Annotated in this window: 19 protein-coding genes; 18 read left to right on the forward strand and 1 reads right to left on the reverse strand. The window is 61.5% G+C overall.

All coding sequences use genetic code 11. From position 1 onward, the window contains the following. Nucleotides 1-20 precede the first annotated feature (20 nt). Entirely contained in the window at nt 21-6,332 is a 6,312-nt protein-coding gene (locus HEP89_RS13505) for a hypothetical protein (protein WP_168692251.1), read from the reverse strand. 411 nt (nt 6,333-6,743) lie between these two features. On the opposite strand from HEP89_RS13505, the gene HEP89_RS13510 reads away from it, so the two are divergent. The 18 genes from HEP89_RS13510 to HEP89_RS13595 form a co-directional block, all read left to right on the forward strand. Then, nucleotides 6,744-7,703, forward strand: a complete 960-nt coding sequence (locus HEP89_RS13510) for an NAD-dependent epimerase/dehydratase family protein (protein WP_077291929.1) — start codon at nt 6,744-6,746, stop codon at nt 7,701-7,703. A 343-nt stretch (nt 7,704-8,046) separates the two neighbouring features. Then, nucleotides 8,047-9,075 (forward strand): LacI family DNA-binding transcriptional regulator, encoded by a 1,029-nt coding sequence (locus HEP89_RS13515; RefSeq protein ID WP_023003179.1) that lies wholly within the window; start codon nt 8,047-8,049, stop codon nt 9,073-9,075. A gap of 225 nt (nt 9,076-9,300) precedes the next feature. Next, nucleotides 9,301-10,620, forward strand: coding sequence for an extracellular solute-binding protein (locus HEP89_RS13520; protein ID WP_062487385.1), 1,320 nt, complete (start codon nt 9,301-9,303; stop codon nt 10,618-10,620). 201 nt (nt 10,621-10,821) lie between these two features. Then, on the forward strand, nt 10,822-11,769 hold the full coding sequence (locus HEP89_RS13525) for a sugar ABC transporter permease (protein ID WP_031270370.1): 948 nt from the start codon (nt 10,822-10,824) through the stop codon (nt 11,767-11,769). Continuing rightward, on the forward strand, nt 11,766-12,707 hold the full coding sequence (locus tag HEP89_RS13530) for a carbohydrate ABC transporter permease (RefSeq protein WP_077291930.1): 942 nt from the start codon (nt 11,766-11,768) through the stop codon (nt 12,705-12,707). Before HEP89_RS13525 ends, HEP89_RS13530 begins: the two co-directional genes overlap by 4 nt. Beyond that, on the forward strand, nt 12,707-12,895 hold the full coding sequence (locus HEP89_RS13535; RefSeq protein ID WP_035908047.1) for a hypothetical protein: 189 nt from the start codon (nt 12,707-12,709) through the stop codon (nt 12,893-12,895). The genes HEP89_RS13530 and HEP89_RS13535 overlap by 1 nt, the downstream gene beginning before the upstream one ends. Nucleotides 12,896-12,900: 5 nt before the next feature. Further along, nucleotides 12,901-13,998: an ABC transporter ATP-binding protein gene (locus HEP89_RS13540; RefSeq protein WP_077293427.1), complete on the forward strand. Its 1,098-nt coding sequence runs from the start codon at nt 12,901-12,903 to the stop codon at nt 13,996-13,998. After that, a complete protein-coding gene (locus HEP89_RS13545) occupies nt 13,991-14,986 on the forward strand; it encodes an ABC transporter ATP-binding protein (protein WP_077291931.1) in 996 nt (331 codons plus the stop codon). Before HEP89_RS13540 ends, HEP89_RS13545 begins: the two co-directional genes overlap by 8 nt. 11 nt (nt 14,987-14,997) lie before the next feature. Next, nucleotides 14,998-16,644: a dihydroxyacetone kinase subunit DhaK gene (locus tag HEP89_RS13550; RefSeq protein WP_062487387.1), complete on the forward strand. Its 1,647-nt coding sequence runs from the start codon at nt 14,998-15,000 to the stop codon at nt 16,642-16,644. Nucleotides 16,645-17,207: 563 nt separating this feature from the next. Continuing rightward, the gene (locus tag HEP89_RS13555; RefSeq protein WP_023003188.1) at nt 17,208-18,248 is read left to right on the forward strand and encodes a TRAP transporter substrate-binding protein; all 1,041 of its coding nucleotides are present in this window, start codon (nt 17,208-17,210) and stop codon (nt 18,246-18,248) included. Nucleotides 18,249-18,314: 66 nt separating this feature from the next. Next, on the forward strand, nt 18,315-18,902 hold the full coding sequence (locus HEP89_RS13560; protein WP_062487389.1) for a TRAP transporter small permease: 588 nt from the start codon (nt 18,315-18,317) through the stop codon (nt 18,900-18,902). Next, complete coding sequence (locus HEP89_RS13565; RefSeq protein ID WP_023003190.1) at nt 18,899-20,215, forward strand: TRAP transporter large permease; 1,317 nt, start codon at nt 18,899-18,901, stop codon at nt 20,213-20,215. The genes HEP89_RS13560 and HEP89_RS13565 overlap by 4 nt, the downstream gene beginning before the upstream one ends. A gap of 88 nt (nt 20,216-20,303) precedes the next feature. Continuing rightward, a complete protein-coding gene (locus tag HEP89_RS13570; RefSeq protein WP_168692252.1) occupies nt 20,304-21,068 on the forward strand; it encodes an SDR family NAD(P)-dependent oxidoreductase in 765 nt (254 codons plus the stop codon). Between the two features lie 10 nt (nt 21,069-21,078). Further along, entirely contained in the window at nt 21,079-21,846 is a 768-nt protein-coding gene (locus HEP89_RS13575; RefSeq protein ID WP_055656770.1) for a crotonase/enoyl-CoA hydratase family protein, read from the forward strand. A 19-nt stretch (nt 21,847-21,865) separates the two neighbouring features. After that, entirely contained in the window at nt 21,866-22,336 is a 471-nt protein-coding gene (locus HEP89_RS13580; RefSeq protein WP_208984233.1) for a MarR family transcriptional regulator, read from the forward strand. 25 nt (nt 22,337-22,361) lie between these two features. After that, nucleotides 22,362-24,176 carry a feruloyl-CoA synthase gene (locus HEP89_RS13585; RefSeq protein WP_168692253.1) on the forward strand — a complete coding sequence of 605 codons (1,815 nt, stop codon included), beginning with the start codon at nt 22,362-22,364 and terminating at the stop codon, nt 24,174-24,176. 16 nt (nt 24,177-24,192) lie between these two features. Continuing rightward, nucleotides 24,193-25,065 (forward strand): amidohydrolase family protein, encoded by an 873-nt coding sequence (locus HEP89_RS13590; RefSeq protein ID WP_168692254.1) that lies wholly within the window; start codon nt 24,193-24,195, stop codon nt 25,063-25,065. After that, nucleotides 25,062-25,516, forward strand: a 455-nt coding sequence (locus tag HEP89_RS13595) for a DUF3237 domain-containing protein (RefSeq protein WP_168692255.1), incomplete at its 3' end; no start/stop codon positions are given. The genes HEP89_RS13590 and HEP89_RS13595, both read left to right, overlap by 4 nt.

A 25,516-nucleotide genomic window follows, 5' to 3' on the forward strand; every position in this document is an offset into this window, starting at 1 on the left:
TCGGAATGATGGCGCAAAGATCAGGAGACCGCTACAGCCATGGCGGCGATTTGCTCAGGTGTCATGGTCGCGATCTGTGTCTCTGTGAAGTGTCCGATCTGGTCAGCGTCGAGCGCTTCGATCGACTGCGGGCCGAGGGCAGCGATCGCCTGCGCGCTGAGCGAACGGATCTGGGTTCCGGTGAGGCCGGATAGCTGGGCGTAAGACATGGCTCCGATGCGTTCCGGTGCCAGGGCACCCAGCTGCGTGACCGTCAGCGCCCCGACCTGGCGCGAAGTCAGTGCTCCGAACTGGGTGGACGACAGGATCGAGATTTCACTGCTGGTCAGGTTGGAAACCTGGTTTGCGCTGAGGGAGGCGATCTGGGATGGGGTCAAAGCCGTGAATTGCGCATTTGACAGGGCGCGCAACTGCACACGCACGAGACCGGCAAGTTGTGACGCGCTCATTTCGGCGATTTCATCCGGAGAAAGACCGGCCAACGCGCTGGTGGAAATGGATCCGACCTGCGCAGCGCTCAAGCCGCTGATCTGGGTCAGGGTCAGCGCTTCGATCTGATTTTCCGAAAGTCCCGCAATCGTCGACGGCAAAAGGGCGCCGATCATGGTCGAGGTGAAGGCGGTGAACTGGTCTGCAGACAAGGCGCCAATCTGGGTTGCCGTCAGGCCGGAGACCGCCTCTCTGGCAAGAGCGAGAAGCTGTGCTGTCGCCAGACCGCCGACCTGGTCCGCGCTCAGACCGGAGATCGCTGACGCCGACAGATATTCCATTTGCGAAGTAGAGAGCGAGCTCAGTTGTGACAGCGTCAGGCCGGCAATGGCAGTGGCGGTCAGGGCCTCCAGTCCGGTCGAGCCGATGGCGCCAAGCTGACCTGAGTTGAACTGCGAGAGCTGCGCTGCCGTCAGTCCCTTGATGCCGCTGGCCGATAGGGCCGTAATCTGTGCGGGCTTGAGAGCGGCCAACTGGTCGGTGGTCAGGGAGGCGATCTGCGCCCCGGTCAGGCCGCCGGTTGCGGCGGGCGTCAAAAGGCCAATGCGTGTGCTGGAAAGGGAGGCGATCTGGCCGGTGCTCAGTCCGCTGAGCGCGGTGGCCGACAGTGCGCCGAATTGCGGATCTGTGAAGGTGGCAAGCGTCGTTGGCGAAAGCCCGGCAAGCGCTGCTCCGGACAATCCCTCGATCTGACTGGTCGTCAGAGCTGTGAGTTGGTCTTCGGACAGCGCACTGATTTGTGCCGCACTCAGGCCGGAAACAGCATTTTGGGACAGGGCCGAAACCTGTCCTGTTGTCAGCGCGGCCAGTTGAGGGGCGGACAGGGCACCGGCTGCCGAGCTGGAAAGGCCACCCATCTCGATCAGCGACAATTGAGAGACCCGCAGTGGCGTCAGTGTGCCGATCTGCGTTGCCGTCAAGGCTGCAGCCTGGGTGGCGGTCATGCTCGCCCATTGTCCGCCGGAGAAAGCTGCAAGGCTCGTTGCATCGAGTGCGGCAATCGTTGTTGTCGAAAGCCCGGCAACATGCTTTCCGCTAAACATGGCGAGCTGGCCGGCTGACAACCAGGAGAATTGATCGGCCCCCAGACCGGACAGGCCGGCAGGTGTCAGCGCCGCAACCTGACGTGTGCCAAGCGCTCCGATCTGATCCTGGGTGAGAGCGCCGACTTGCGCTGCCGACAGCCCCGCAATCTGTGTCGTTGCCAGTCCGGCTATCGTTCCGCTTTCAAGGGACGCGATCTGCGCTGGTTTGAGAGCTGCAAGCTGACCGGCGGTCAATGCGGAAAACTGCTCCGCGGACAATCTGGAAAGCACGGCAGTCCCGCTTCCTGCCAGGGCGCCGGGAGCAAGTGCGGCTACCTGATCCGGATCGAACCGGGAGATCTGTTCCTGCGAAAGGCTCGAGAGGACCGTGGACGAAAGTCCGCCGATACCGGCTGTCGACATTGCAGCGATCTGATTGCCGGTGACGGCGGCGGACTGCTCAGTTGTCAAGGCACCTGTCTGCCTTGTCGTGAGGGCCTTTACCTGATGTGTGCTGAGGCTGGCGATCGTGCCCGGCGCCAGGCTTGAAATGACACTCGTGGAGAGCCCTGATATCTGCTCGGAGGTCAGCGACAGCAGTTTGTCCGGGCCAAGCTGGTCTGCCTGGATCGGGGTCAGACCGGCAAGGGCTTTCGAAGACAGGCCGGAGATCTGCTTGTCGGTAAGAGCACCCAGTTGCCCGGCACTCATGGCGCCGAGACCTACGGCGGAAAGCCGCTGTATCTGCGTTTTAGACAGGCTCTCGATCTGCGTGGTCGATAGCGCTCCGACCTGATCGCCGTTCAGAAGGCCAATGGTGATTGCAGCGAGGCTGGATATCTGGCTGGTCGAGAGTGCGGAAACTGCTGCCGGAGCAAGGCCTTTCCAGGCTGCGGCTGAAAGCGCGTTCAGTTGTGTTGTCGACAGGGAGGCGGAGGTCGCCGGGCTCAGGCCTGCAGCAGCGTCTCCGGATATGGCGCTGACCTGGGTGGTCGTCAGCCCGGCGATCTGGCTGGTCGTGAAAGATCCGATCTGATCAGCCGACAGCGATCCAATCTGTGTTCTCGTGAGCGCGCTGATCTGTGATGTGGAGAGGGAGGCGGTCTGTGTGGTGGTTAGTCCGGTCAGCGCCGCGGTGCTCAGACTGCTGATCTGTGACCGTGACAGCGCCGCCATCTGCTCACTCGAAAAGGCTTCAAGGGCTTCATCACCCAGGCCCGCAATTTGTGTGGTGTTCAGGGCCGCAAGCTGTTCGTTGGTAAGGGCGGCTGCCTGAGTGGCCTTGAGCGCACCAATCGTTCCGGCGCTGAGGCTTTTCACCTGTGTTACCGACAGGGCGGATATCTGGCCGGTGCTGAAAGACTGGATCTGCGTGGTGGCCAGGCCCGCCATCGCCGTACCGGTCAAGGCGGCCAGCTGGGCATCGCTCAAGGTTGCAATTGCGGTTCGGGTCAAGCCCTTGATCCCGGTGGCCGAAAGGGCTGCGGTTTGGGTGGTGGTCAGCGCTTCCACCTGTGCCGTTGTCAGGCGGGTCACCTGCGCCGCGTTGAAACTGGCGATCTGGGTTGCTGTCAGCGCCGCGATCTGACCTGGCACCAGGGCTTCGAACTGGGTTGCGTTCAAGGCCTTCAACTGAACCCCTGTCAGGCCGTGCAACTGGGCTGTTGTCAGGCCCGACACGTCGGAGGCGGAAAGACCTGCGAGACCCGTTGCAGACAAAGCGCCGATCTGCTTGTCGCTCAGCGCCAGGATCTGCTCGGGCGACAGCGCATCAACCTGATCGTCGGTCAGGCCTTTCATCTGTGTTGTTGTCAGGGAGCCGAGTTGTGTCGTCGTCAGGGCGGCGATGGTCTCTTCACGCAAACCGCCGATTGCGGCTGCCGTCAGTTCTCCAAACTGCGCGTTCGACAGAGAGCCGAGTTTGGTCGCCGTCACCGCCGCCATCTGCGTCTGGGTCAGGGCACGCAATTGCACGGAGCTGAACTGGGCCAGTTGGTCCGCGGACAATGCGGCGATCTGGGTTGCGCCGAGAGATGCGGTCTGTGTGGCTGTCAGTCCGGCAATCTGGGTTTTCTCAAGCCCCGCAATAACGTCGCTGTTCAGCCCGGCAAGCCCGGAGGCCAACAGCGAGCCGATCTGTTTGGCAGATAGCGCGGCCGCCTGGGTCGAAGAGAGCACTTCGGTCTGGGTGATGTCGAGGGCGCCTAGTGCGGCAGGTGCAAGGCTTGCCACCTGTGTTGTCGACAGGGAGGCAATCTGGTCCCGGGTCAGGCCCTTGGCCTGATTGGCGACAAGGGATGTGATCTGCGTTGTCGTGAAGGCATCGAATTGCGCCGTACTCAACTGGCCGACGGCGGTGCTGGAAAGAGCTGAAACCTGTGTGTTGCTCAGCGCCGCAATCTGGTCCGGTGTCAGAGCAGCGATCTGGCCGGAGCCGAGGGAAGAAATGCCGGCTGCCGAAAGGGCGTTCAGGCGCTCGCCCTGCAGGGCGGAAACCTGAGCATCCGTCAGGCCGGCAGTGTTGCCGGCAAGGGCTGCAATCTGGGTCGTGGACAACGCCTGGAACTGATCGGACGACAGCGATGAAACCGCCGATGCGGTCAGGCTTTTCACCTGTGCGCCGGTAAGAGCCGCCACTTGCGTTATTGACAGCGCTGCAAGCTGGTCCGTTCCAAGGGCGGCGATTGCCTGGCCCGAGAGACCGGCAATCTGGGTCGGGGCAAGCTGGCTGAGCTGGCTCGTCGAGAAAAACCCGATCTGGGAGCCGGTCAGGCCCGACAGGGCAGTGGCAGTCAGGCTTTCCAGCCTGTCTGGCGTCAGGGCCGCGATATGGCTTTCACTCAAACCGCGGATCTGCGCCGGGGCAAGATCGGCAAGTTGCGTGTTGCCGAGCGCCGCAAACTGCTCGGCACTCAGGCTTGCGAAGGCGGTTTCGGTCAGGCTCCGCAACTGGCTGGTCGACAGGTTCGACAGGAAGCTGCTCGACAGCGCTTCCATCTGCTCCGGTCCGAGCGCGGCAATCGTGGTGGTGGAAAAGCCCTTGATGGCTGTGCTGTTGAAGGCGGCGATCTGGTCGCTGCTGAGCTGGCGGATTGTCGTGCCATTCAGGGCTAGCGCCTGTGCATAGCCCATCGAGCCGATCTGCTCGGTGCTGAAAGTTCGGAGCTGTCCGGCGGAAAAGGCCCGCATCTGGGGAGCGGTCAGCGAGCGGACCTGCAGCGAGCCGAGTGCGCCGATCTGGGTTTCATCCAGTGCGGCGATCATTGTGGTGCCGATGCCGCGCACCTGGTTGACGCTCAAGGCGCCGATCTGGTCGGTCGACAGGGCGTCGAACTGGGTCTCGTTGAACCCTGCGATCACGAAACTGGACAGGGCGCTCAGGCGTGTGCCGGTAAGAAGCGCGATCTGGGTTTCTTTCAGCGCCTTGCCCTGGGTCGCGGTGATCGAGGTCAGTTGGGTCTCTGTCAGCGCCTTGAACTGGTCTTCGGAAAACAGCGACAGGTCGCCGGCGGTCAGTCCCTGGAATTGTGTCGTGGTCAGACTGGCGATGCGTGTCTCGCTGAGGCCGGAAATGACCTCGTTGTTGAGCGAGGTGATCTGCGTTGCCGAGAAAGACGCGAATTGGTCCGCAGTCAGGGAGGCGACCTGCTGAGCCCCGAGGGCAGCCACCGCCGTCCGGGTCAATTGACCGATCTGTGAGAAGTTCAGCGCGCCGAGCTGGGTCTCGTTCAGGTAACGCGTCTGGGTCTGGGTAAGGCCCTGGATTTGGGCCTTGCTGAAATTTGCGATCTGGGGAGCCGTCAGCGCACCGATCTGCGTGGTCGTCATGGCGCCGATGGAGGTTCCGGAAAAAAACCTGATCTGCCCGGGGCTGAAGGTCTGGATCTGGTCCTCGGAGAAGGACTGGACCTGCCTGGTCGACAGCACGGAGACCTGCTGGGCCGTGAGCCCGGCTAGCTGGGAGGACGTCAGTGCGGATATTTCCGGCAGCGTCAGCCCTTTCACCTGGGTGGTCGACAGAGTGCCGATATGGGTGGCGGTCAGGGCGCCAAACTGGGTCGTCGTCAGTGCGGCGATGCTCTGGCTGCTGAGGGCGCGGAACTGGGTGCTGGCGAGCGACAGCAGCGTGTCGACGCTGATCGCCTTCACCTGCGGCATCGTCAGGCTGCCCATGTGGGTGGTCGTCAGCTGGCCGGATTGTTCCGCCGTCATTGCCGCAACCTGATCCACGGTCAGATTGCGGAATTGCGACACGCTCAGCATGCCAAGCTGGGTGCTGGCCATGCCGGAAAACTGTTCCAGGCTCAGGCCCGCCACTCTCGCGGGTGAAAGCGCCTTCACCTGCAGGCTGGTCAGTGCGGAAATATCGTCAGAGCCGAAATGCGAAAACTGGCTGTCGGAGAACCCGGCAAGGACGGATGTCGCAAAGCTCTTGACCTGACCGGGCGAAAACGCCTCGATCTGTGTTCCGGAAAGATCCTGGATCTGGGTGGCGGAAAGGGCGGCGATCTGGGGTGCCGTCAGTGCCTGCAACTCGCTCGCGGAAAAACCGGCAAGGTCCTCCGCCGTCAGTTGCCGGATCTGGGTGGTGGTCAGCGCGCGGATATGGTCCGCGTCGTCCGAACTGACTTCCTGGTAGGTGATCGCATCGTAACTGGCGAGCGTCTGGGACGAGGTGAGGGTGCTGGTTCCAGATCCCGTCGTCGTTTGTCCGGAAGTTGTATCGGAAGATGGCTCCTCCGTGGCCGGAGACACCGACGTGCTTGCAGGTGAGACGTAGAAGGTTGCCGCGCTGGGCGTGGCGTTGATTGTCGTCACTTAAGGAGGTTCCAGAAAGCCCCATAGCGGGCCGAAGGCTGCTAAGCAACTTCCGTGCCAGTGCCTGTTTTTGCGAAAAACGCTGATTTCTCCTGTTGAATGGATGCCGGCTGTTGGTCGCGTCGGACAAAATCTTCCGCTGTCCCCAGGCAAAATTCGCCCGGTGCTGGTGGTGCGCTCGGCAGGAAATGCCCTGGCGCGGCCATGCCATGGGCCGGCATTGGCTGAGGGGGCTCCGAGCAAACGCTGCTTGATTGAGAAGCTGTCTGGCGGAATTGGCCGAGAGATTTTGATCCGCAGCAGCTTTGTGATGCTGCCGGGCGTCTTTGGCACGGCGTGTGCTAGGTGCGATTTAACGGCCGAGCGGGTAGGCGGCCGGGCTTTCGCAGCTACCCCGGAACACACCACATCATGTCCCTTCCCATACTGATCACCGGAAGTGCCGGCCTTATCGGGTCCGCCCTTGTGGACACGCTGACGGCGCTGGGCCGTCCTGTCCGTACGTTTGATATTGCCGATGCTGGGCAGGACAGCCGCAACGGCGCTGCGGTTGAAGACGCGGTGCGGGGCTGCAGCGGCGTTATTCACCTGGCAGCAGTGTCCCGGGTGCTTTGGGGCGAGCATAATCCCGTGCTGTGCCGGGAGGTGAATGTCGGGGGAACCCGCAACGTTCTTGCAGCTGCTGCAAGTAGCGGGAGCCGCCCCTGGGTTCTCTTCGGCAGCAGCCGGGAAGCTTATGGGCCGGTCACCCGATTTCCGGCAGATGAAGACACTGCACGCTGCCCGATGAATGTCTATGGACGGTCAAAACTGGCAGGCGAGAAGCTGGTGGAGGCAGCCCAGGAGGCCGGTGTCAAGGCCGCTATCCTGCGGTTCTCGAACGTCTATGGCCGGATTTCCGATCATGCGGACCGTGTTGTTCCCGCCTTCGCAAGAGCCGCCGCCGAAGGGCGCAGATTGCAGGTCGAGGGCCGCAATCATGTCTTCGACTTCAATTATCTGGATGATGTCGTTGACGGTATTCTGAAGATGGTCACTTTCATCGAGGCGGAACGGAAGGCGTCGCCGCCTGTGCAATTCGTCTCCGGGGTCGGCACCAGCCTGACCGAACTTGCCGAAGCCAGCGTACGGCTTGCCGGAACGGCCGCCGAAATCCACCATGTCGGGCCGCGCAGCTTCGACGTCAACGGCTTCGTCGGATCGGGGGAAAGAGCCCGGCAATTGCTTGGCTGGCAAACGAAGACAAGCATAGAGGAAGGGCTTGCGCATATGGTTCGGGCCTTTGCGGATGCAAATGGCGAGGCGCAGCTTGCAGAGACTACATGTGCCTTCAGTGCAGGTGCTACTGACCCCGGTCTGTCCGCTGTTTGATTGCTGTTCCTTGAGCCGGTGCCGGTTGAAACGACCGCCCTGGCTTGCCCTGTTGCCATGAATCGGATTAGCTGCAGGAAAGCGTGGCCAATGGCGCCATATTGCTTCTGCAACGCTTGCCCGCGATTTGCAATTGCCTGATATCCTTGGGGAAATTTCTTCCGTCAATCGCCGTAAAGCGGATTTTTGATTGACGTATGTCAGAATGCTGCGCGACATTGTCTCCCTGTCGGTCCGCGGGTATCCGGTCGATCCCGCGAGGGCGCCCGGACGCTGATCGGCGTTGAAGTGGTGGATCATCTTGTCTGCGTTCACGAGAACGCGGGATGGTCCGGGAGACGTAATGGTCAAGCCAACCGTACACGATATCGCCCGGGAGGCCGGGGTCAGCCTGTCGACCGTCGACCGGGTCTTGAACGGGCGTGCGGATGTGCGCCCGAAGAACGCGGAGCGGGTGAAGGAAGCTGTTCGCAAGCTCGGCTATGTGCGCGATACCAATGCGGCCAATCTCGCCAGGCAGCGCCAGTACAAATTCGTGTTCGTTCTTCCCGAAGGGCCCAATCATTTCGTCGAAACGCTGGTGGCCGCGGTCGAAGAAGCGTCCGGTGCGCAGGTGGCGGACCGGACCGACGTCAGCGTGTTGCTGGTCGACGCCGCTGATCCGCACGCGGTTGTCGACAAGCTGAAGACCCTGGACCTGTCCGAACTGGACGGCGTTGCCATGATGGTTCCGGAAACACCGCAGGTGCGCGATGCCATCGCGCATATCAAGAGTGCAGGTGTTTACGTCGTCGCGCTGGTGTCGGACCTGCCGAACTCGAAATGCCACTATTTTGCAGGTGTCGACAATTTCTCTGCCGGCAAGACCGCAGGGGCGCTGTTGGGTAAGTTTTTGCGCAACGAGACCGGCAGCATCCTGGTGGTGACCAATTCCATGGTGGCGCGTGACAGTATCGAGCGCCGCTTCGGTCTGGACGAAGTGCTGTCGCGGGACTTTCCGCAACTGAAAACCCTGCCGACGATCGAATTCTACGACGATCCGGACCGGATCCATGAAACCCTTGACCATGCGCTCAAGGCACATCCGGAGCTGAAGGCGGTTTATTCCATGGGGTCGGGAAATGCGGCCATGCTGGATGCATTGCGTGAGCATGGCGTTGCCGGACGGTTTGTGGTGATCGCTCACGATCTGACGCCCGTAACGCGGCAGGCTCTTGCCGATGGCGAACTTGATGCTGTCATCGCCCAGAATGTCGGGCATCTCGTGCGCAGTGCCCTGCGGGTCTTGCGGGCCAAATGCGACGGCACGGACATCTATGAGGCGCAGGAAAAGATCCGGATCGAGATCATCATGCGCGAAAACCTCTATTGAGGCTGGCCGCTCCAGCCAAGAGTTCTGTCCCCTAAAAATAAGCAATATCAATATCATGCCCTGTGTTGTCGGCATGAATCAGGTCTGATTGACCTCGAAAAGAAAGACGTATGTCAGTTTTTTGATTGACGTGACATACGTATGTCAGATAGCGTGAGCCTGCACTTGGAGGAGTGCTGCGGTCCGGCATGCGCCGGCACGCGACCATTCGGGAGGACTTCACCCATGAAAACTGCGAAACTTCTCGCGGCAACCGCCATTGTTGCGGTTAGCGGACTATCTGTTTCCAATGCGCAGGCCGATGAGCTGACGCTGTGCTGGGCGGCCTGGGATCCGGCCAACGCGCTGGTCGAGCTGTCGAAGGAATTTGAAGCCGAATACGGCCACACCATGAATTTCGAATTCGTGCCCTGGCCGAACTTCGCCGACCGCATGCTGAACGAGCTGAACTCCGGCGGCAAGCTGTGCGATCTGCTGATCGGCGACAGCCAGTGGATCGGCGGCGGCGCCGAAAACGGCCATTACGTCAAGCTGAACGACTTCTTCGAGAAGGAAGGCATCAGCATGGACGATTTCGCTCCGGCGACCGTCTATGCCTATTCCACCTGGCCCAAGGGGGAGCCGAACTACTATGCGCTGCCGGCCATGGGCGATGCCAACGGCTGGTTCTATCGCAAGGACTGGTTCGAAATGCCGGAAATTCAGGCTGCGTTCAAGGAGAAGCACGGCCGTGACCTGGCTCCGCCCAAGACGCAAGCTGAGCTTCTGGAAGTCGCACAATTCTTCCAGGGGCGCGAGATCGACGGTCAAACCCGGTACGGCGCGTCCATCTTCACCGAGCGCGGCTCGGAAGGCATCACCATGGGCGCGACCAGCGCGCTTTATCCGTTCGGCTTCAAATACGAGATGACGCCGGGCAAATACGACATGGAAGGTGCGGTCAACTCGCCCGAAGCCGTGGCGGGACTGGAGTTCTACAAGGAACTCTACAAGACCGGCACGCCCCCGGGCTACACCGACAGCTACATGGAACAGTCCCTCGATGCCTTCAAGTCGGGGCAGGTGGCCATGGCCATGAACTGGTTCGCCTTCTTCCCAGGCCTCTATGCCGACCCGGATGTGGGCGGCGACAAGATCGGCTTCTTCGTCAATCCCGGCCAGAACCGGGAAGCCTCGACGCTCGGCGGGCAGGGCATCTCCGTGGTGGCCTATTCCGACAAGCAGGATGCGGCGCTTGAGTACATCAAGTGGTTCGCGCAGCCGAGCGTTCAGAAGAAGTGGTGGGATCTCGGCGGCTATTCCTGCCATGTCAGCGTTCTCAGTGACCCGAGCTTCCCGGACAGTGCGCCGTTTGCGTCCGACTTCCTTCTGGCCATGGATAACGTGATGGATTTCTGGCAGGAGCCGGCTTACGCCGAACTGCTGCTGGCGATGCAAAAACGCCTTCATGACTATGTGGTTGCCGACCAGGGCACTGCACAGGAAGCGCTCGACAAGCTGATCGCCGACTGGACCGAAACCTTCGAGGACGAAGGCAAACTCTGACGGCTCCAGGTGAACCCTGACGATACCAATGCGCTTGTCAGGGGTTGACCTGCCCTTGTCTCAGCGGATGGCCGGTCTTTTGGCGGCCATATCCTGATCCTGCCTCTGCGGACGGCCCGCCTTCTGGCGGGCTGTCTCACCCTGAAAGACCGGCCGTACCGGCCCGTGCTTTCCGGAACCGTTTCTCAAGAAGAGCGTCTCATGTCCGACACCCCGATAGACCGAGTAGCAAAGGCAACGCCGCCCACCGTTGCCGCGAAAATCCGAGGGCTTTCCGACCGTACGATTGCCTGGCTTTTTGTCGCTCCGACAATTTTCCTGCTGCTTGCGGTCAATATCTTCCCGCTGATCTGGACGATCAATCTCAGTTTCACGAATTTCCGCGCCAATCGGCCCAACCGCGATGTCGAATACATCGGCCTGCGCAATTACGAGCGCATCCTAACCGATGGCGACATCTGGCTGACCATGCAGGCGACCGCGCATTTCCTGTTCTGGACCATCGTCCTGCAGGTGCTGATCGGTTTCACACTGGCCTGGCTGATCAACCGGAAATTCAAGGGCAACGATCTGTGGACCACCCTGATTGTGCTGCCGATGATGTTGTCGCCGGCCGTTGTCGGCAATTTCTGGACCTTTCTCTACCAGCCGCAGATCGGTCTCTTCAATTACGGTGTGTCCTTCTTCACCGGGGTCGATCCGGCATCCTTCCAGATGATCGGCGACGTGGCGCTCGCGCCCTGGGCCATCGTGATTGTCGACACCTGGATGTGGACCCCCTTCGTGATGCTCATCTGTCTGGCAGGCCTGCGATCGATACCGGACTATATCTACGAGGCCGCGGAAATCGATCGGGCCAGCAAGTGGCGCCAGTTCTGGACGATCACTGTGCCCATGGTGCTGCCCTTCCTCATGCTGGCAGTCCTGTTCCGCGGCATCGAGAACTTCAAGATGTTCGATCTTGTGGTGCAGCTCACCGGCGGTGGCCCAGGCTCCGTGACCGAACTCACCTCCATCAACCTGAAGCGTGAAGCCTTCGAGAAGTGGCGCACCGGCTATGCCTCCGCCTACGCGATCGTCCTGTTCGTGACTGTCTTCGGCCTCGCCTCGATCTACGTCAAAGCCCTGAACAAGGTGAAGGAAAGATGAGCAGCTATTCCATCACAGAACCGTCTTCGCGGCAGAAGTGGGTGGCCGGGTTGCTGGTCATCGCCTACGCGGTCATCACCCTGCTGCCGCTGGTCTGGATCCTGACGACAGGGTTCAAGTCTCCGGTCGATGCCATCGCCTATCCTCCGAAGGTGCTCTTCGAGCCGTCTCTGGAAGGCTACGTCAACCTCTTCACCACCCGCACCCGCGTATCGCCGGAACAGCTTCAGGCCCTGCCGCCGCCCGCTACCTGGTACGAGGAAATCGTGCGTAACCGCGACATGGTGATCGCGGGCCCCTCCCGCTACGGCGAAAGGTTCCTGAATTCGGTCATTATCGGATTTGGCTCCACCTTCCTGTCGGTGTTCCTCGGAACGCTCGCCGCCTATGCCTTTTCAAGGTTCAAGGTGCCGCTGAAGGACGACCTGCTGTTCTTCATCCTGTCGACAAGAATGATGCCGCCGATCGCGGTCGCGATCCCGATCTTCCTGATGTTCCGCACCCTTGGGCTGTCGGATACGCACCTGGGCATGATCCTGCTCTATACGGCGGTCAATATCTCGCTTGCGGTCTGGCTGCTGAAGGGCTTCATCGACGAGATCCCGCGAGAATACGAGGAAGCGGCGCTGATCGACGGCTACACCCGCTTCCAGGCATTCTACAAGGTGGTGTTGCCGCAGGCGGCAACGGGCATCGCCTCCACTGCCATCTTCTGCCTGATCTTCTCGTGGAACGAATATGCCTTCGCGGTGCTGCTGACTTCCGGCACGGCACAGACGGCTCCCCCCTTCATTCCGACCATCATCGGCGTCGGCGGCCAGGACTGGCCGGCGGTCGCGGCAGGGGCAACCCTGTTCCTGGTGCCGGTCATGGTCTTCACCATCCTGCTTCGCAAACATCTCCTGCGCGGCATCACCTTCGGAGCGGTCCGCAAATGATCAGCGATTTCATGAGCGGCCTCGTCCGCCTGCGCCGCGGGTCCTGGGAAATGCTCGCATCCCTTCTGATCGCCATTGGTGTGATCATGCTGATGCAGCCGGTCTTCCTGTGGGCCTACACCTATTCCTTCATCGTCACGCTGACCGGAACAGTCATGTTCATCATCGTCAGCCACTTTCCGGAGTGACTGTCTTGGCAGAGATCGTAATCAGAAACCTTCGGAAGGAATTCGGCGACTTCACTGCCGTGCAGTCGTCTTCCTTCAAGATCGAGGACGGTGAGTTCTTCATGCTTCTGGGGCCGTCCGGCTGCGGCAAGACCACCACCTTGCGCATGATCGCCGGGCTGGAGCTGCCGACGTCAGGCGAGATCTATATCGACGGCGAGGAGGTCGGCCAACGGCCGGCGAGCCAGCGCGATATTGCCTTTGTCTTCCAGATGTTCGCCCTCTACCCGCACATGAATGTGCGCAAGAACATCTCCTATCCGCTGGTCAGCCAGGGCATGCCGAAACATCAGGTTGCCGAGAAGGTGGCGGAAGTTGCCCGCATTCTCGGGATCGAGAAGATCCTCGACCGGCCGGTGGGCGGGCTTTCCGGCGGCGACCGCCAGCGTGTCGCGCTCGGCCGGGCCATCGTCCGGGATCCGAAAGCCTTCATGATGGACGAGCCGCTCGGTGCGCTCGATGCGGAGTTCCGCGAGCATATGGCCGAGGAGCTGCGGGCGCTGCATGACCGCATGGGCGCCACCACTGTCTATGTCACCCACGACCAGCTGGAGGCCATGCAGATGGGCGACAAGATCGTGGTCATGAACCATGGCGTCATCGAGCAGTTCGGCACGCCGCAGGATATCTACGACAAGCCGGCAACCATGTTCGTTGCCGACTTCATCGGCTCGCCGCCGATGAACTTCCTGCGCTTTCACGGCGAGGTCCATGCGGGCGCATCCAAGGTGATGATGCATCACGAGGAACTGGACGTGCCGCGGCTGATGGAACCCTTTGAAGGCGACATGGTCTTCGGCATCCGTCCGGAGCACATCACGCTCAACGACAGCGGATCCTACCGGGGCGAGGTTCTGGCCGCCGAATATCTCGGCACCACGCAGATCGTCACGTTGAAGACCACCTCCGGTGAGCTGAAGGCCCGCATTCCCTCAGACCAGCCTGTTCGCGCCGGCGAATTTGTCGGCCTCGAATTCAACGGGTCAACGGTGACGCTGTTCGACAATCAGTCGGGGCGGGCGCTGCGGTCGGAACTGAACGAGGGAGTGCTTGCTCATGGCTGAAGTCAGGCTGTCAGGCCTCACCAAGCGGTTCAGCGATACGCTCGCTGTCGATGAGGTGAGCATGAACATCCCCAACGGCGCCTTCGTGACGCTGCTGGGGCCGACGGGGGCCGGAAAGACCACCATTCTGCGTCTGATCGCGGGACTGGAACAGCCGGACGCGGGCGACGTCGTCATCGCGGGGCGGTCGGTGGTTGGCGACACACCGGCGCAGCGCAACGTTGCCATGGTGTTCCAGCAATATTCGCTCTATCCGCACATGAGCGTGCGGGAGAACCTGGCATTTCCGCTTCGCTCGCCCTTGCTCAAGACGCCTGCGGACGAGATCGACCGCAAGGTTGCCGAAGTGGCCGAAGTCTTGCGCATTTCGCACAAGCTTGCCAACAAGGCGACCAACCTTTCCGGCGGCGAAATGCAGCGGGTGTCCATCGGCCGGGCGCTGGTACGCGATCCGTCCATCTATCTCATGGATGAACCGCTTTCCTCGCTCGATGCGAAGCTGCGTTCGGACCTGCGCATCGAGTTGAAGCGCATCCAGGAAAGCCTGGGGGCGACGTTGCTTTACGTGACCCATGACCAGATCGAGGCCATGACCATGGCAACGCACGTCGGAGTTCTCGATCATGGCCGCCTGGTGCAATTCGGGTCGCCGCGCGAGATCTACGAGAACCCGGTCAATCTCTATGTCGCCGGGCGTCTCGGCCAGCCACGTATCAACGTGCTGCCGGCCGATCTTTTTGCCGGTGCGCCGAGCGGTGCCAAGACCATCGGCCTGCGCCCGGAGCATATCGCGCAAGGCGAGGGCAAGGTCTCGGAAGTTCGCCGGGTCGAACATCTGGGTGATCAGACCCGGCTGCATCTATCTCTGGATGGACATTCCGTCGTAACGCTGTCAGACAGCCACACCGCCCTGGAACCGGGCGACACTCTCGCCATTCAACCAAGAAATCCGCTTTTCTTCGACGCCAGCGGCGCTCGCATTTCCTGAGGAGACGGGACATGAAGCAATTCATCAATACCAAGGAAACGCTCGTCACCGAAGCGATTGACGGCATGCTGCGCACGGCCGGCGGGCGGCTCGCCCGTCTCGACGGCTATCCGCATATCAAGGTGGTGGTGCGCACCGACTGGGACAAATCCAAGGTGGCGCTGGTCTCCGGCGGCGGCTCTGGGCATGAGCCGAGCCATGCAGGTTTCGTCGGCCAGGGCATGCTGACGGCGGCCGTCTGCGGCGAGGTGTTTGCCTCGCCCTCCGTGGATGCCGTGCTGGCGGGCATTCTGGCCGTCACCGGCAAGGCCGGCTGCCTGCTGATCGTCAAGAACTACACCGGCGACCGGCTGAACTTCGGTCTTGCGGCCGAGCGGGCTCGCTCCTTCGGACTGAAGGTCAACATGGTGATCGTCGATGACGACGTTGCCCTGCCAGACCTGCCGCAGGCACGCGGTGTCGCCGGTACGCTGTTCGTGCACAAGATCGCCGGAGCGCTTGCCGATCAGGGCGCGGATCTGGAAACCATTACCGAGGCGGCGAAGAAAACCATCGGCGGTGCGATCTCGATCGGCATGTCGCTGGACACCTGCACGGTGCCTGGCTCGCCCAAGGAAGACCGGATTGCCCATGGCAAGGCGGAACTCGGGCTTGGCATTCATGGCGAGGCGGGGATCGAGCAGGTTGACTATTCGAATGCCCGTGCCGCCATGGCGATGGTGGTGGACCGGCTTGCACCGAACCTCGCACCCGGACCTCATGTGGCGATCGTGAACAATCTGGGCAGCACGACACCTCTTGAAATGTCGGTGCTTCTGGAAGAGCTCACGGCCTCGCGCATCGGCAGCCAGATCCGCTGGGTCATCGGCCCGGCCGCCATGATGACCTCGCTCGACATGCACGGGTTCTCCGTGTCGCTGCTGCCGGTCGGCAAGACGGAAGAAGCCCTGCTGCAGGCGCCGGTCGCACCCTGGGCGTGGCCCGGTTGTCTGGCGCTTGGCGCTGTGTCGGTGCTGCCGCTGCCGGACGGTCTGACGCCGATCCAGCCGCTGCCGTCCAAGAACCCGGAGACGCGGAAGTTCATCGAACGCTGCTGCGACATCCTGATCGCGGCCGAGGACGATCTCAATGCGCTTGATGCCAAGTCGGGCGACGGCGATACCGGCAGCACGCTTGCCACCGCCGCCCGGGCGCTGGTGAAGGCGCTCGACCGGTTGCCGCTGGCGGATCTCACCCAGCTTTATCGCGCTATCGGTCTGGAACTCAGCCAGACGATGGGCGGGTCTTCCGGTGTCCTGCTGGCGATCTTCTTTGCCGCTGCCGGCGATGCGTCCTCCAGCGGCCGTGGGGCCATTGGAGCGCTGAAAGCGGGTCTTGACCGGATCATGCAGGTGGGCGGCGCCCAGCCGGGTGACCGCACCATGATCGATGCTCTGTTGCCGGCGCTCAACGCTCTGGAAAACGGTGTCGAGGCGGCTGCTGCCGAAGCCCGTCAGGGCGCGGACGCCACGTCGCGGATCACGCGGGCGCGCGCGGGCAGGGCATCCTATGTCTCGGAGGCGAACCTCTCCGGTCACAACGATCCGGGCGCGGAGGCCGTCGCCCGGCTGTTCGAGCAACTGACCCTCTCACCGGCCCTTAACTCCAAGTCCGCGTAGGCCGGCACCTGACCGGCAGGCCGGGCTTCGAGCCCACGGCCTGCCGGTGCTTTCCCTGATTTTCCATTCCATTGAGCCAGCCCCTGGTCGCGTGTCCACGCCAATGGTGTTCCGGCGTTCGGATAACCCGCAAGTCCCGGGACATTGCGATCTCCGGCAGGCTTTCCACAAATTCCCGTTGGCTTGATGCTACCGCCTTGATGCCCTTGCGTTAGGTAAGGTGCCTGTCGTCATGCCGGCTGGCGGGTCTTCCTTTGCAGGAAGTGGCAGGGTTGATGATAAAGACGTTTTCTGTCCATTCTTCTCACGGAAACCCTTGCCTTCGGGATTGATCCATCACAAACTCCGGCAAATTTTACGGGATCTTGTGATGCTTTTGCGGCTGACCAGAATGTATAACTTTCCGATTGGTCGCCTGCATGCAAAGCTCAGGGCGAAGGGAGTGAACCAGGTCGCCAAATAGAGCTTGAAAAAAGTTATGTAATATAACTATTATAGATCATCATCTGATCGGAGGGAGGAATCCGGTCAGGTTTTGAAGTTGATCGAACAGGGAGGAAACCATGATCAACTTGCATAAGCAGTTTGCCAAACTGGCTGTGGCTGCGACTGTCTCCGCAATCGCACTTGGCGGGAGCATGTCGTCCACACTTGCGCAGGAAGTCACGCTGCGCCTGCACCAGTTCCTGCCGGCTCAGGCCAATGTACCCAAGAACGTTCTCGACCCCTGGGCCGACAAGATCGAAGCGGAATCCGGTGGACGCATCAAGATCGAGCGTTATCCGGCCATGCAGCTGGGCGGCAAGCCGCCGGAGCTGATCGATCAGGTCGTCGATGGTGTCGTTGATATCGTCTGGACCGTTGCCGGTTATACCCCGGGCCGCTTCCCGCGCGCAGAAGTGTTCGAGCTTCCGTTCACGATGACGGATGCGGAGACCATGTCCCGCGCCTACTGGAAGCTTGCCGAAGAAACGATGATGGATGAGGACTTCGCGCGCTTCAAGCCGCTGGCCCTCTGGGTTCATGGTCCTGGTGTCATCCACTCCAGCAAGCCGATCGTCGCGCTGTCCGACCTGAACGGCGTCAAGCTGCGTGCACCGACCCGTGTCACCAACAAGCTGTTCTCCAATCTGGGTGCAACGCCGATCGGCATGCCGGTTCCGGCCATTCCGGAAGCTCTCAGCAAGGGTGTTGTCGATGCGACGGTTATTCCGTGGGAAGTCGTCGGCGCGCTGAAGGTGAACGAGCTGGTCAAGAACCATACCGAGTTTCCGGGCAAGGCGCTCTACACCACGTCCTTCATCTTCGGGATGAACAAGGACAAGTACGACAGCCTGCCGGACGACCTGAAGGCCATCATCGACGCAAACTCCGGTGAGGAATTCTCTGCCTTCGCCGGCAAGCAGATGCAGGCCGATGATGCCGGCCCGCGGGCCGCAGCCGTGGAGATGGGCAACAACATCATCACGCTGACGGACGAGCAGGCTGCCGAGTGGGAAGCCGCCGCTCAGGGCACCATCGACGAGTGGTACGCCGAAATGGATGCCAAGGGCATCGACGGCAAGGCGCTGCAGGCCCGTGCCGAAGCGCTGATGGCCAACTGACCGTCATGAAGCAGCCCTCCGGAACCAGGTGTTCCGGAGGGCATCCTTCGACAGGATACACGTAAAATGCTGCTCACTCTGGTGGAGCGTCTCGCGCGCTTCATGGCGATCCTTGGCGGTCTGGTTCTGACAGCGCTGATCGGGCTGACCTGTGTCAGCGTGCTTGGCCGCGGGCTGAACACATTCGGTCATTCCGAATTCATGACCTCGCTGTCCGAAAGCGCCGCCAACGCGCTGATCGCGACCGGTGTCGGTCCGGTTTCCGGCGATTTCGAGCTGGTCGAGGCGGGGATCAGCTTCACCATTTTCGCCTTTCTGCCCATCTGTCAGCTTAAGCGGGGGCACGCCACCGTGGACGTTTTCGCCGGCAGTTTTCCGCGCTGGATGAACCGGTGGCTGGAAGTCGTGTGGGAGGTTCTCCTCAGCTTGCTGATCTTCCTGATCACCTGGCGGCTGTTTGTCGGCATGGAAGACAAGATCCGCTACAACGAAACCACCTTCCTGCTGCAGTTTCCGATCTGGTGGGCCTTCGCGCTCAGCTTTGCCGCCGCCGCTGTTGCCTCCGTCGTCGCGCTCTACTGCGCCGTCGCCAAGGTGCTTGAACTGATCACCGGCCGGCGTTTCACGCCCGATGCCGAGGGAGGGGTCCATTGAGCCTGCTTGAACTCGGCTATCTGTCGTTTCCCGTTCTTCTGCTGCTTATCTTCCTGCGGGCGCCGATCGGCCTTGCCATGATGATTTGCGGTCTGGGTGGTCTCTATCTTGCGACCGGCAGTTCCAACATCATTCTCGCCAAGCTGAAGTCGGAGACCTATTCCACCTTCTCCAGCTACTCGCTGACGATCATTCCGATGTTCCTGCTGATGGGGCAGTTCGCGACCCACTCTGGCATGTCGTCGTCTCTCTTCAAGGCCGCCGAAAGCTGGCTCGGCCATCGCAAGGGCGGTGTTGCCATGGCTGCCGTCGGGGCCTGCGCGGGCTTTGGCGCCATCTGCGGATCGTCGCTGGCAACCGCCGCCACCATGAGCCGTGTCGCCCTGCCGGAACTGCGCCGCTACGGCTATTCCGGCGGCTTTTCGACGGCAACGCTGGCCGCCGGCGGCACGCTCGGCATTCTCATTCCGCCGTCGGTCATCCTGGTGATCTATGCCATCCTGACCGAACAGAACATCGCCAAACTGTTCCTGGCTGCCTTCATTCCGGGCATCCTGGCGGCCATCGGCTACATGATCACCATCTCGATCTATGTCCGCCTCAACCCCGGCTCCGCCGGAACGCGTGAGCCGGTGCCTTATGCGGAGCGCATGCGTGCGCTGATGGACGTCTGGCCTGTGCTTCTGGTGTTCGGGCTCGTGGTCGGTGGCATCTATCTGGGCTGGTTCACCCCGACCGAGGGCGCTGCCGTCGGTGCGGCCGGAACGGGCATCATCGCGCTCATTTCCGGTAACCTGACCTGGAAGGTCTTTGTCGACAGCATGATTCAGACGGCCATGAGTACGGCGATGATCTTCTTCATCGTGCTCGGTGCCGGCTTCTACAACAGCTTCCTGGCACTCAGCCAGCTGCCGCAGGAACTCTCCGGCTGGGTCGTCGGCCAGGGGTTCAGTCCGCTTGTTGTTCTGACGCTGATCCTGCTGTTCTACCTGGTGTTCGGTTGCCTCATGGACAGCCTGTCGATGATCCTTCTGACCATCCCGATCTTCTTTCCGGTGATCAGCGTACTCGACTTCGGCATGAGCCCGGAACACGTTGCCATCTGGTTCGGTATCCTGGTGCTGATCGTTGTCGAGGTGGGGCTGATAACACCACCCGTCGGCATGAACCTATTCATCATCAACGCGATGGATCGGTCGACGCCGATGAAGGAGACCTACAAGGCGGTTCTCTGGTTCGTAACGTCCGACATAGTCCGCGTGATCCTGTTGGTTCTCTTTCCGTCAATCACCCTGTTCCTTCTGGCTGGCTAACCCAGCCGGAAGGAGTGCGCCCTTTCGGCGTATCAAAATAGGTATGAGATATAACAATGATGACTAAAACCAATTCAGAGGCTGTGCCATGCTGATATCCGGACAAGCGGCTTTCGTGACAGGTGGCGGCAGTGGCCTCGGGGCGGCGACGGCCCGTCATTTTGCGAGCCAGGGCGCGAAAGTTGCGATCCTTGATTTTGATATCGACCGGGCCCGCACTGTGGCGGGAGAAATCGGCGGCTTCGCCGTTCAGGCCGACGTCAGCGACGAGGCAGCCGTAGGGACTGCACTGGACGAAGCGATCGGGTTGCTCGGTGAAACGCCGCGCGTTGTCGTCAACTGCGCCGGCGTCGGCTTTGCCGCGCGCATCGTCGGCCGGGAAGGCAAGCTCTCCTTCGATACGTTTGAAAAGACGCTGAAGGTCAATCTCTTCGGCACATTCAATGTCATGAGCCATGCCGCAAGACGTCTCATGGACGTGGAGCCGCTGGAAAACGGCGAGCGTGGCGTGATCGTCAATACGGCATCGGTCGCCTTCGAGGACGGCCAGCTGGGCCAGGCTGCCTATTCGGCTTCCAAGGGCGGCATTGCCGCCATGTGTCTGCCGGCAGCGCGGGAGTTTGCCCAGCACGGCATCCGCGTGATGGCCATTGCGCCTGGCCTGTTCAGAACGCCGATGATGGAAGGCCTGCCGGAAGAGGTCTCAGCCAAGATCACGGCCAACATTCCGTTCCCGCCACGTCTTGGCGAGCCGGAGGAATTCGCCCTGCTTGCCGGGCACATCGTGACCAACCCGTTCCTGAACGGCACGACCATCCGCCTGGATGGCGCCGTGCGTCTGCCGCCGCGCTGAGGAGACACCGATGACAGAACCGATCCTGAAAATTGAGATTTCCGATAGCGTCGCGACCCTGACCATGAACCGTCCGGACAAGCGCAACGCCATGTGCGACGAGCTGCTTGGGGCCATCGACGGCTTCTTCCTGTCTCCGCCCGCCGAGGTGAAGGCGGTGGTCATCACCGGCACGGCCGGGCATTTCTGCTCGGGCCTTGATCTGTCCGAGCATGTGGCCCGCGACGCGGAAGGAACCATGCGCCATTCGCGCGGCTGGCACCAGGTGATGGACCGGATCCAGTTCGGCGGATTGCCGGTGGTATCCGCCATGTTCGGCGCCGTCATCGGCGGCGGTCTGGAACTGGCCAGTGCCACCCATGTGCGCGTTGCCGAAACCTCCGCGTTCTTCCAGCTGCCGGAAGGCCGCAGGGGCATCTTCGTCGGTGGTGGCGCTTCCGTGCGCGTGGGCCGCATTCTGGGCGCGGACCGGATGACCGAGATGATGCTGACCGGCCGCAAGTACAACGCGGATGAAGGCCTGGCTCTGGGCCTTGCTCATTACACCGTCGGCGAGGGAGAGGCACTGGCCAAGGCACAGGACCTGGCAGGCCGGATCGCTTCCAACGCGCCGCTGTCCAACTACATCATGATCCAGGCGCTGGCGCGCATTGCGGACATGTCCAAGACGGACGGTCTCTTTACCGAGAGCCTGTGCGCCGCCATTACGCAGACCAGCCCGGACGCGCTGGAAGGCCTTGCCGCCTTCCTGGAAAAGCGCAACCCGACCTTCAGGTGACCTCATGAGGAAAACCGCGATGGAACCGGAGACCGAGACCGGAATTGTAAACGTCAGCGACAGGACCCTGCGTGCGCTCTACGGCTATCAGATGAAGCGCACGTTCAACGTCATTCAGTCGGACCTGAGCCGCACCCTGAAGCCGTTCGACCTGCGCATGCTGACCTATACCGCCCTTGTGCTGATCGTCGACAACCCGGGCCTGCGCCAGTCGCAACTGGCCGAGGCCATGGATATCGAACGGCCCAACCTGGTCGTGATTGTCGACGAACTGGAGCGGCGTGACCTGATCATCCGTGACCGGTTGCCGAGTGACCGCAGGGCCTATGCGTTGAAGGCGACACTGGCCGGTCGCCGGCTGTGTGAAAAGGCAATCGCCGCGGTCATGGAGCACGAGAAGATGCTGCTCAACGGTATCAGCAAGGACGCGTTGAGTGTCGCCACCAAGGTGATGCAGATGATTGAAAGCAACCGCCAACGGGAAGACTGACATGAAGTTTCGGGAGGAGACGATCATGAAGCGCACCACGGAATTTCTGCGCCACTCGGTCGAGCGGGAAGACCGTCCGGATGGCAGCATTCTGCTGCGGTCCACCTATCCGCTGAGCCCAGTGGTCGAGCGGACGGGAGACTGGCTGCACCAATGGGCGGGGGAAGCTCCGGACAGGGTGTTTCTGGCCGAACGCAGCGGTGCCGGCTGGCGCGAGGAAAGCTATGCGGGCATCCTGGAAAAGGTTCGGGCGATCGGTGCCGCGCTCCTGGCAAGGGGCATGGGGGCAAATACGCCGATCCTGATCATGTCCGGCAACGGCGTCGATCACGGCATTCTTGCGCTTGCTGCCCAGTATGTCGGAGTGCCGGTGGTGCCGGTGGCCGAGCAGTATTCGCTCATTCACGGTGCCCATGGCCGCCTGCGCGAGGCGATCAACCTCATCAAGCCGAAAATGGCCTATGTGGTCGATGCCGACCAATACGGCGAAGCGTTGAACCTTGAAGATCTTGCGTCGGTCGAGATTGTCGCCAGCCGACCGGGAAGCCGGAACGTTACCGCCTTCGCCGACCTTCTGAAGGGAGACGGCAGCGTCGACGTCGACAGTGCTTTCGCGGCGGTCACGCCGGATACGGTCGGCAAGATCCTGATGACCTCCGGCTCGACCTCCAGCCCGAAGGGCGTTCTGACCACCCACCGGATGATGTGCGTGAATCAGGCCCAACTTGCCGACTCCATGCCGTTCCTGCGTAAGCGTCCGCCGGTGATCGTCGACTGGCTGCCCTGGAACCACGTCTTCGGCGGCTCGCATAATTTCAACATGATGCTGGCCAACGGTGGAAGTCTCTACATTGACGACGGCAAGCCGGTGAAGGGCCTGTTCGAACGGACGGTGGAGAACCTGTCGTTGAAGACCGGTACGCTGGTGTTCAACGTGCCGCTTGGCTTCGGCATGCTGCTGAAAGCTCTGGAAGCGGACGCGGATCTGCGTCAGCGCTTCTTCGAGGATCTGGACCTGATCTTCTATGCAGGGGCCTCCCTGCCGCAGGAGGTCTGGTCCGGATTTGAGCGCATGGCGATGGAGGTCAAGGGAGAGGTGCCCTTGATGACGTCTTCCTGGGGACTGACCGAAACAGCGCCCTCGGCCCTGATGCAGCAGGAACCTGCACCCCACTCCGGCATTGTCGGTGTTCCGGTGAGCGGCGTCACCGTCAAGCTTCTACCCGATGCGGACATGCGCTGCGAAGTCCGCGTGAAGGGCCCCAACGTGATGCCCGGCTATCTCAACGATCCTGAAAAGACCGCCGCGGCCTTCGATGAAGAAGGGTTCTTCATCACCGGGGATGCGATGCTGTTTCTTGATCCGGCGGACGCAAACAAGGGCATGCGCTTTGACGGCCGGATATCGGAAGACTTCAAGCTGCAGTCCGGCACCTGGGTGCGGGCGGCGCAGCTGAAGCTGGACATGCTGTCCCGTCTCGCACCGCTTGCCGCAGACCTGATCATCACCGGCGCCGATCGGAACCAGATCGGGGTGATGATCTTCCCGAATGTCGCGGAGCTGACCCGGGAAGGCTTTGACCTCAACGATGATGACGGTGCTTTCCGCTGCAAGCTGCTGCAGGGCGAAATCCACCGCCGGCTTTCGGCGCGCGCCCGCGAGATCAGCGGCAGCTCGACAATGGTGTCCCGCGCCATCGTGCTGTCTCAGCCCGCTTCCATGCCCGAAGGCGAGATGACCGCCAAGGGCAATCTGAACATCCGAAAGGTTCTGGCGCGCCGCGAGGCCCTGCTGGAACGGCTTTACACCGACGATGACCCTGCTGTGGTCACACTCTGATTGAGGAGCGCTTGAAATGGTCGATATCACCAAGGTTCGCGCCATCGACATCCACACTCACGCCGAAGAGCCTTGCGGCTGTCATTCCGACGATGGCTATGACGACTTGCAGGCGACGATGGCGAAATACTTCCGCGCGCCCTGGAGCCATCCGCCGACCGTACCGGAAACGGCAGCCCATTACCGGGAACAGAACATTGCGGCGGTAATCTTTCCGGTCGATGCCGAGCGCGAGACCGGCTACCGCCGCTACAAGAATGAGGAAGTGGCGGAATTTGCCGCCGAAAACGACGATGTGCTGATCCCCTTCGCCTCCATCGATCCGCACAAGGGCAAGATGGGTGCGCGCGAGGCGCGGCGCCTGATGAGGGATTTCGGCATCAAGGGTTTCAAGTTCCACCCGACGATGCAGGGTTTTTACCCCAACGACCGCATGGCCTACGAACTTTACGAAGCCATTGCGGAAGAAGGCTCCATCGCGCTCTTCCACACCGGCCAGACGGGCGTCGGCAGCGGCATGCGCGGTGGCAACGGCATGCGGCTGAAATACTCCAACCCGATGTATATGGACGATGTCGCGGTCGATTTTCCCGACATGAAGATCATCCTCGCGCATCCTTCCTTTCCCTGGCAGGAGGAAGCCCTGGCGGTCGCCCAGCACAAGCCGAATGTCTATATCGACCTCTCAGGTTGGTCGCCGAAGTATTTCCCGGAAATCCTGGTGAAATACTGCAATTCGATCCTGAAGAAGAAGGTGCTGTTCGGCTCCGACTGGCCGATGATCACGCCGGAGCGCTGGTTGGCGGATTTCGAGAAGATCGCCATCAAGGACGAGCTGCGGCCGGACATCATCAAGGGCAATGCGGCAAGGCTGCTGGGGCTGGCATGATCACTCCGCAGCTCTCCCATTTCTGCGACCTTGAGGTCGAACTTGGCCCTGTCCGGGAACTAGGCCAGGGCAGGGCGGGCGCGCGGCGGATCATCCCGATTGTCGGTGGCCGGGTGACAGGTCAGGTGTCCGGAACGGTACTGGACATGGGCGCTGACTGGCAGACGATCCTGGCGGACGGTTCGGCCGATATCGACACCCGCTACGCCTTCGAGACAGACGACGGTGCGGTGATCGAGATCATCAACAAGGGTGTTCGCCATGGTCCGCCGGACGTGCTGAAAGCGCTTGCCCGCGGCGAGGATATCGACCCGACGCTCTATTACTTCCGCACGGCGGCGCGGCTGGAGACCGGAGACCCGCGTTATGACTGGGTCAACAATACTCTCTTCGTCGGCACCGGCCGGCGACTTGCCTCCGCCGTGCTTGTGTCCTTGTTTCGGGTGGGGTG

It is taken from the genome of Labrenzia sp. 5N (assembly GCF_012395805.1).
GTDB lineage: Bacteria > Pseudomonadota > Alphaproteobacteria > Rhizobiales > Stappiaceae > Roseibium > Roseibium algicola.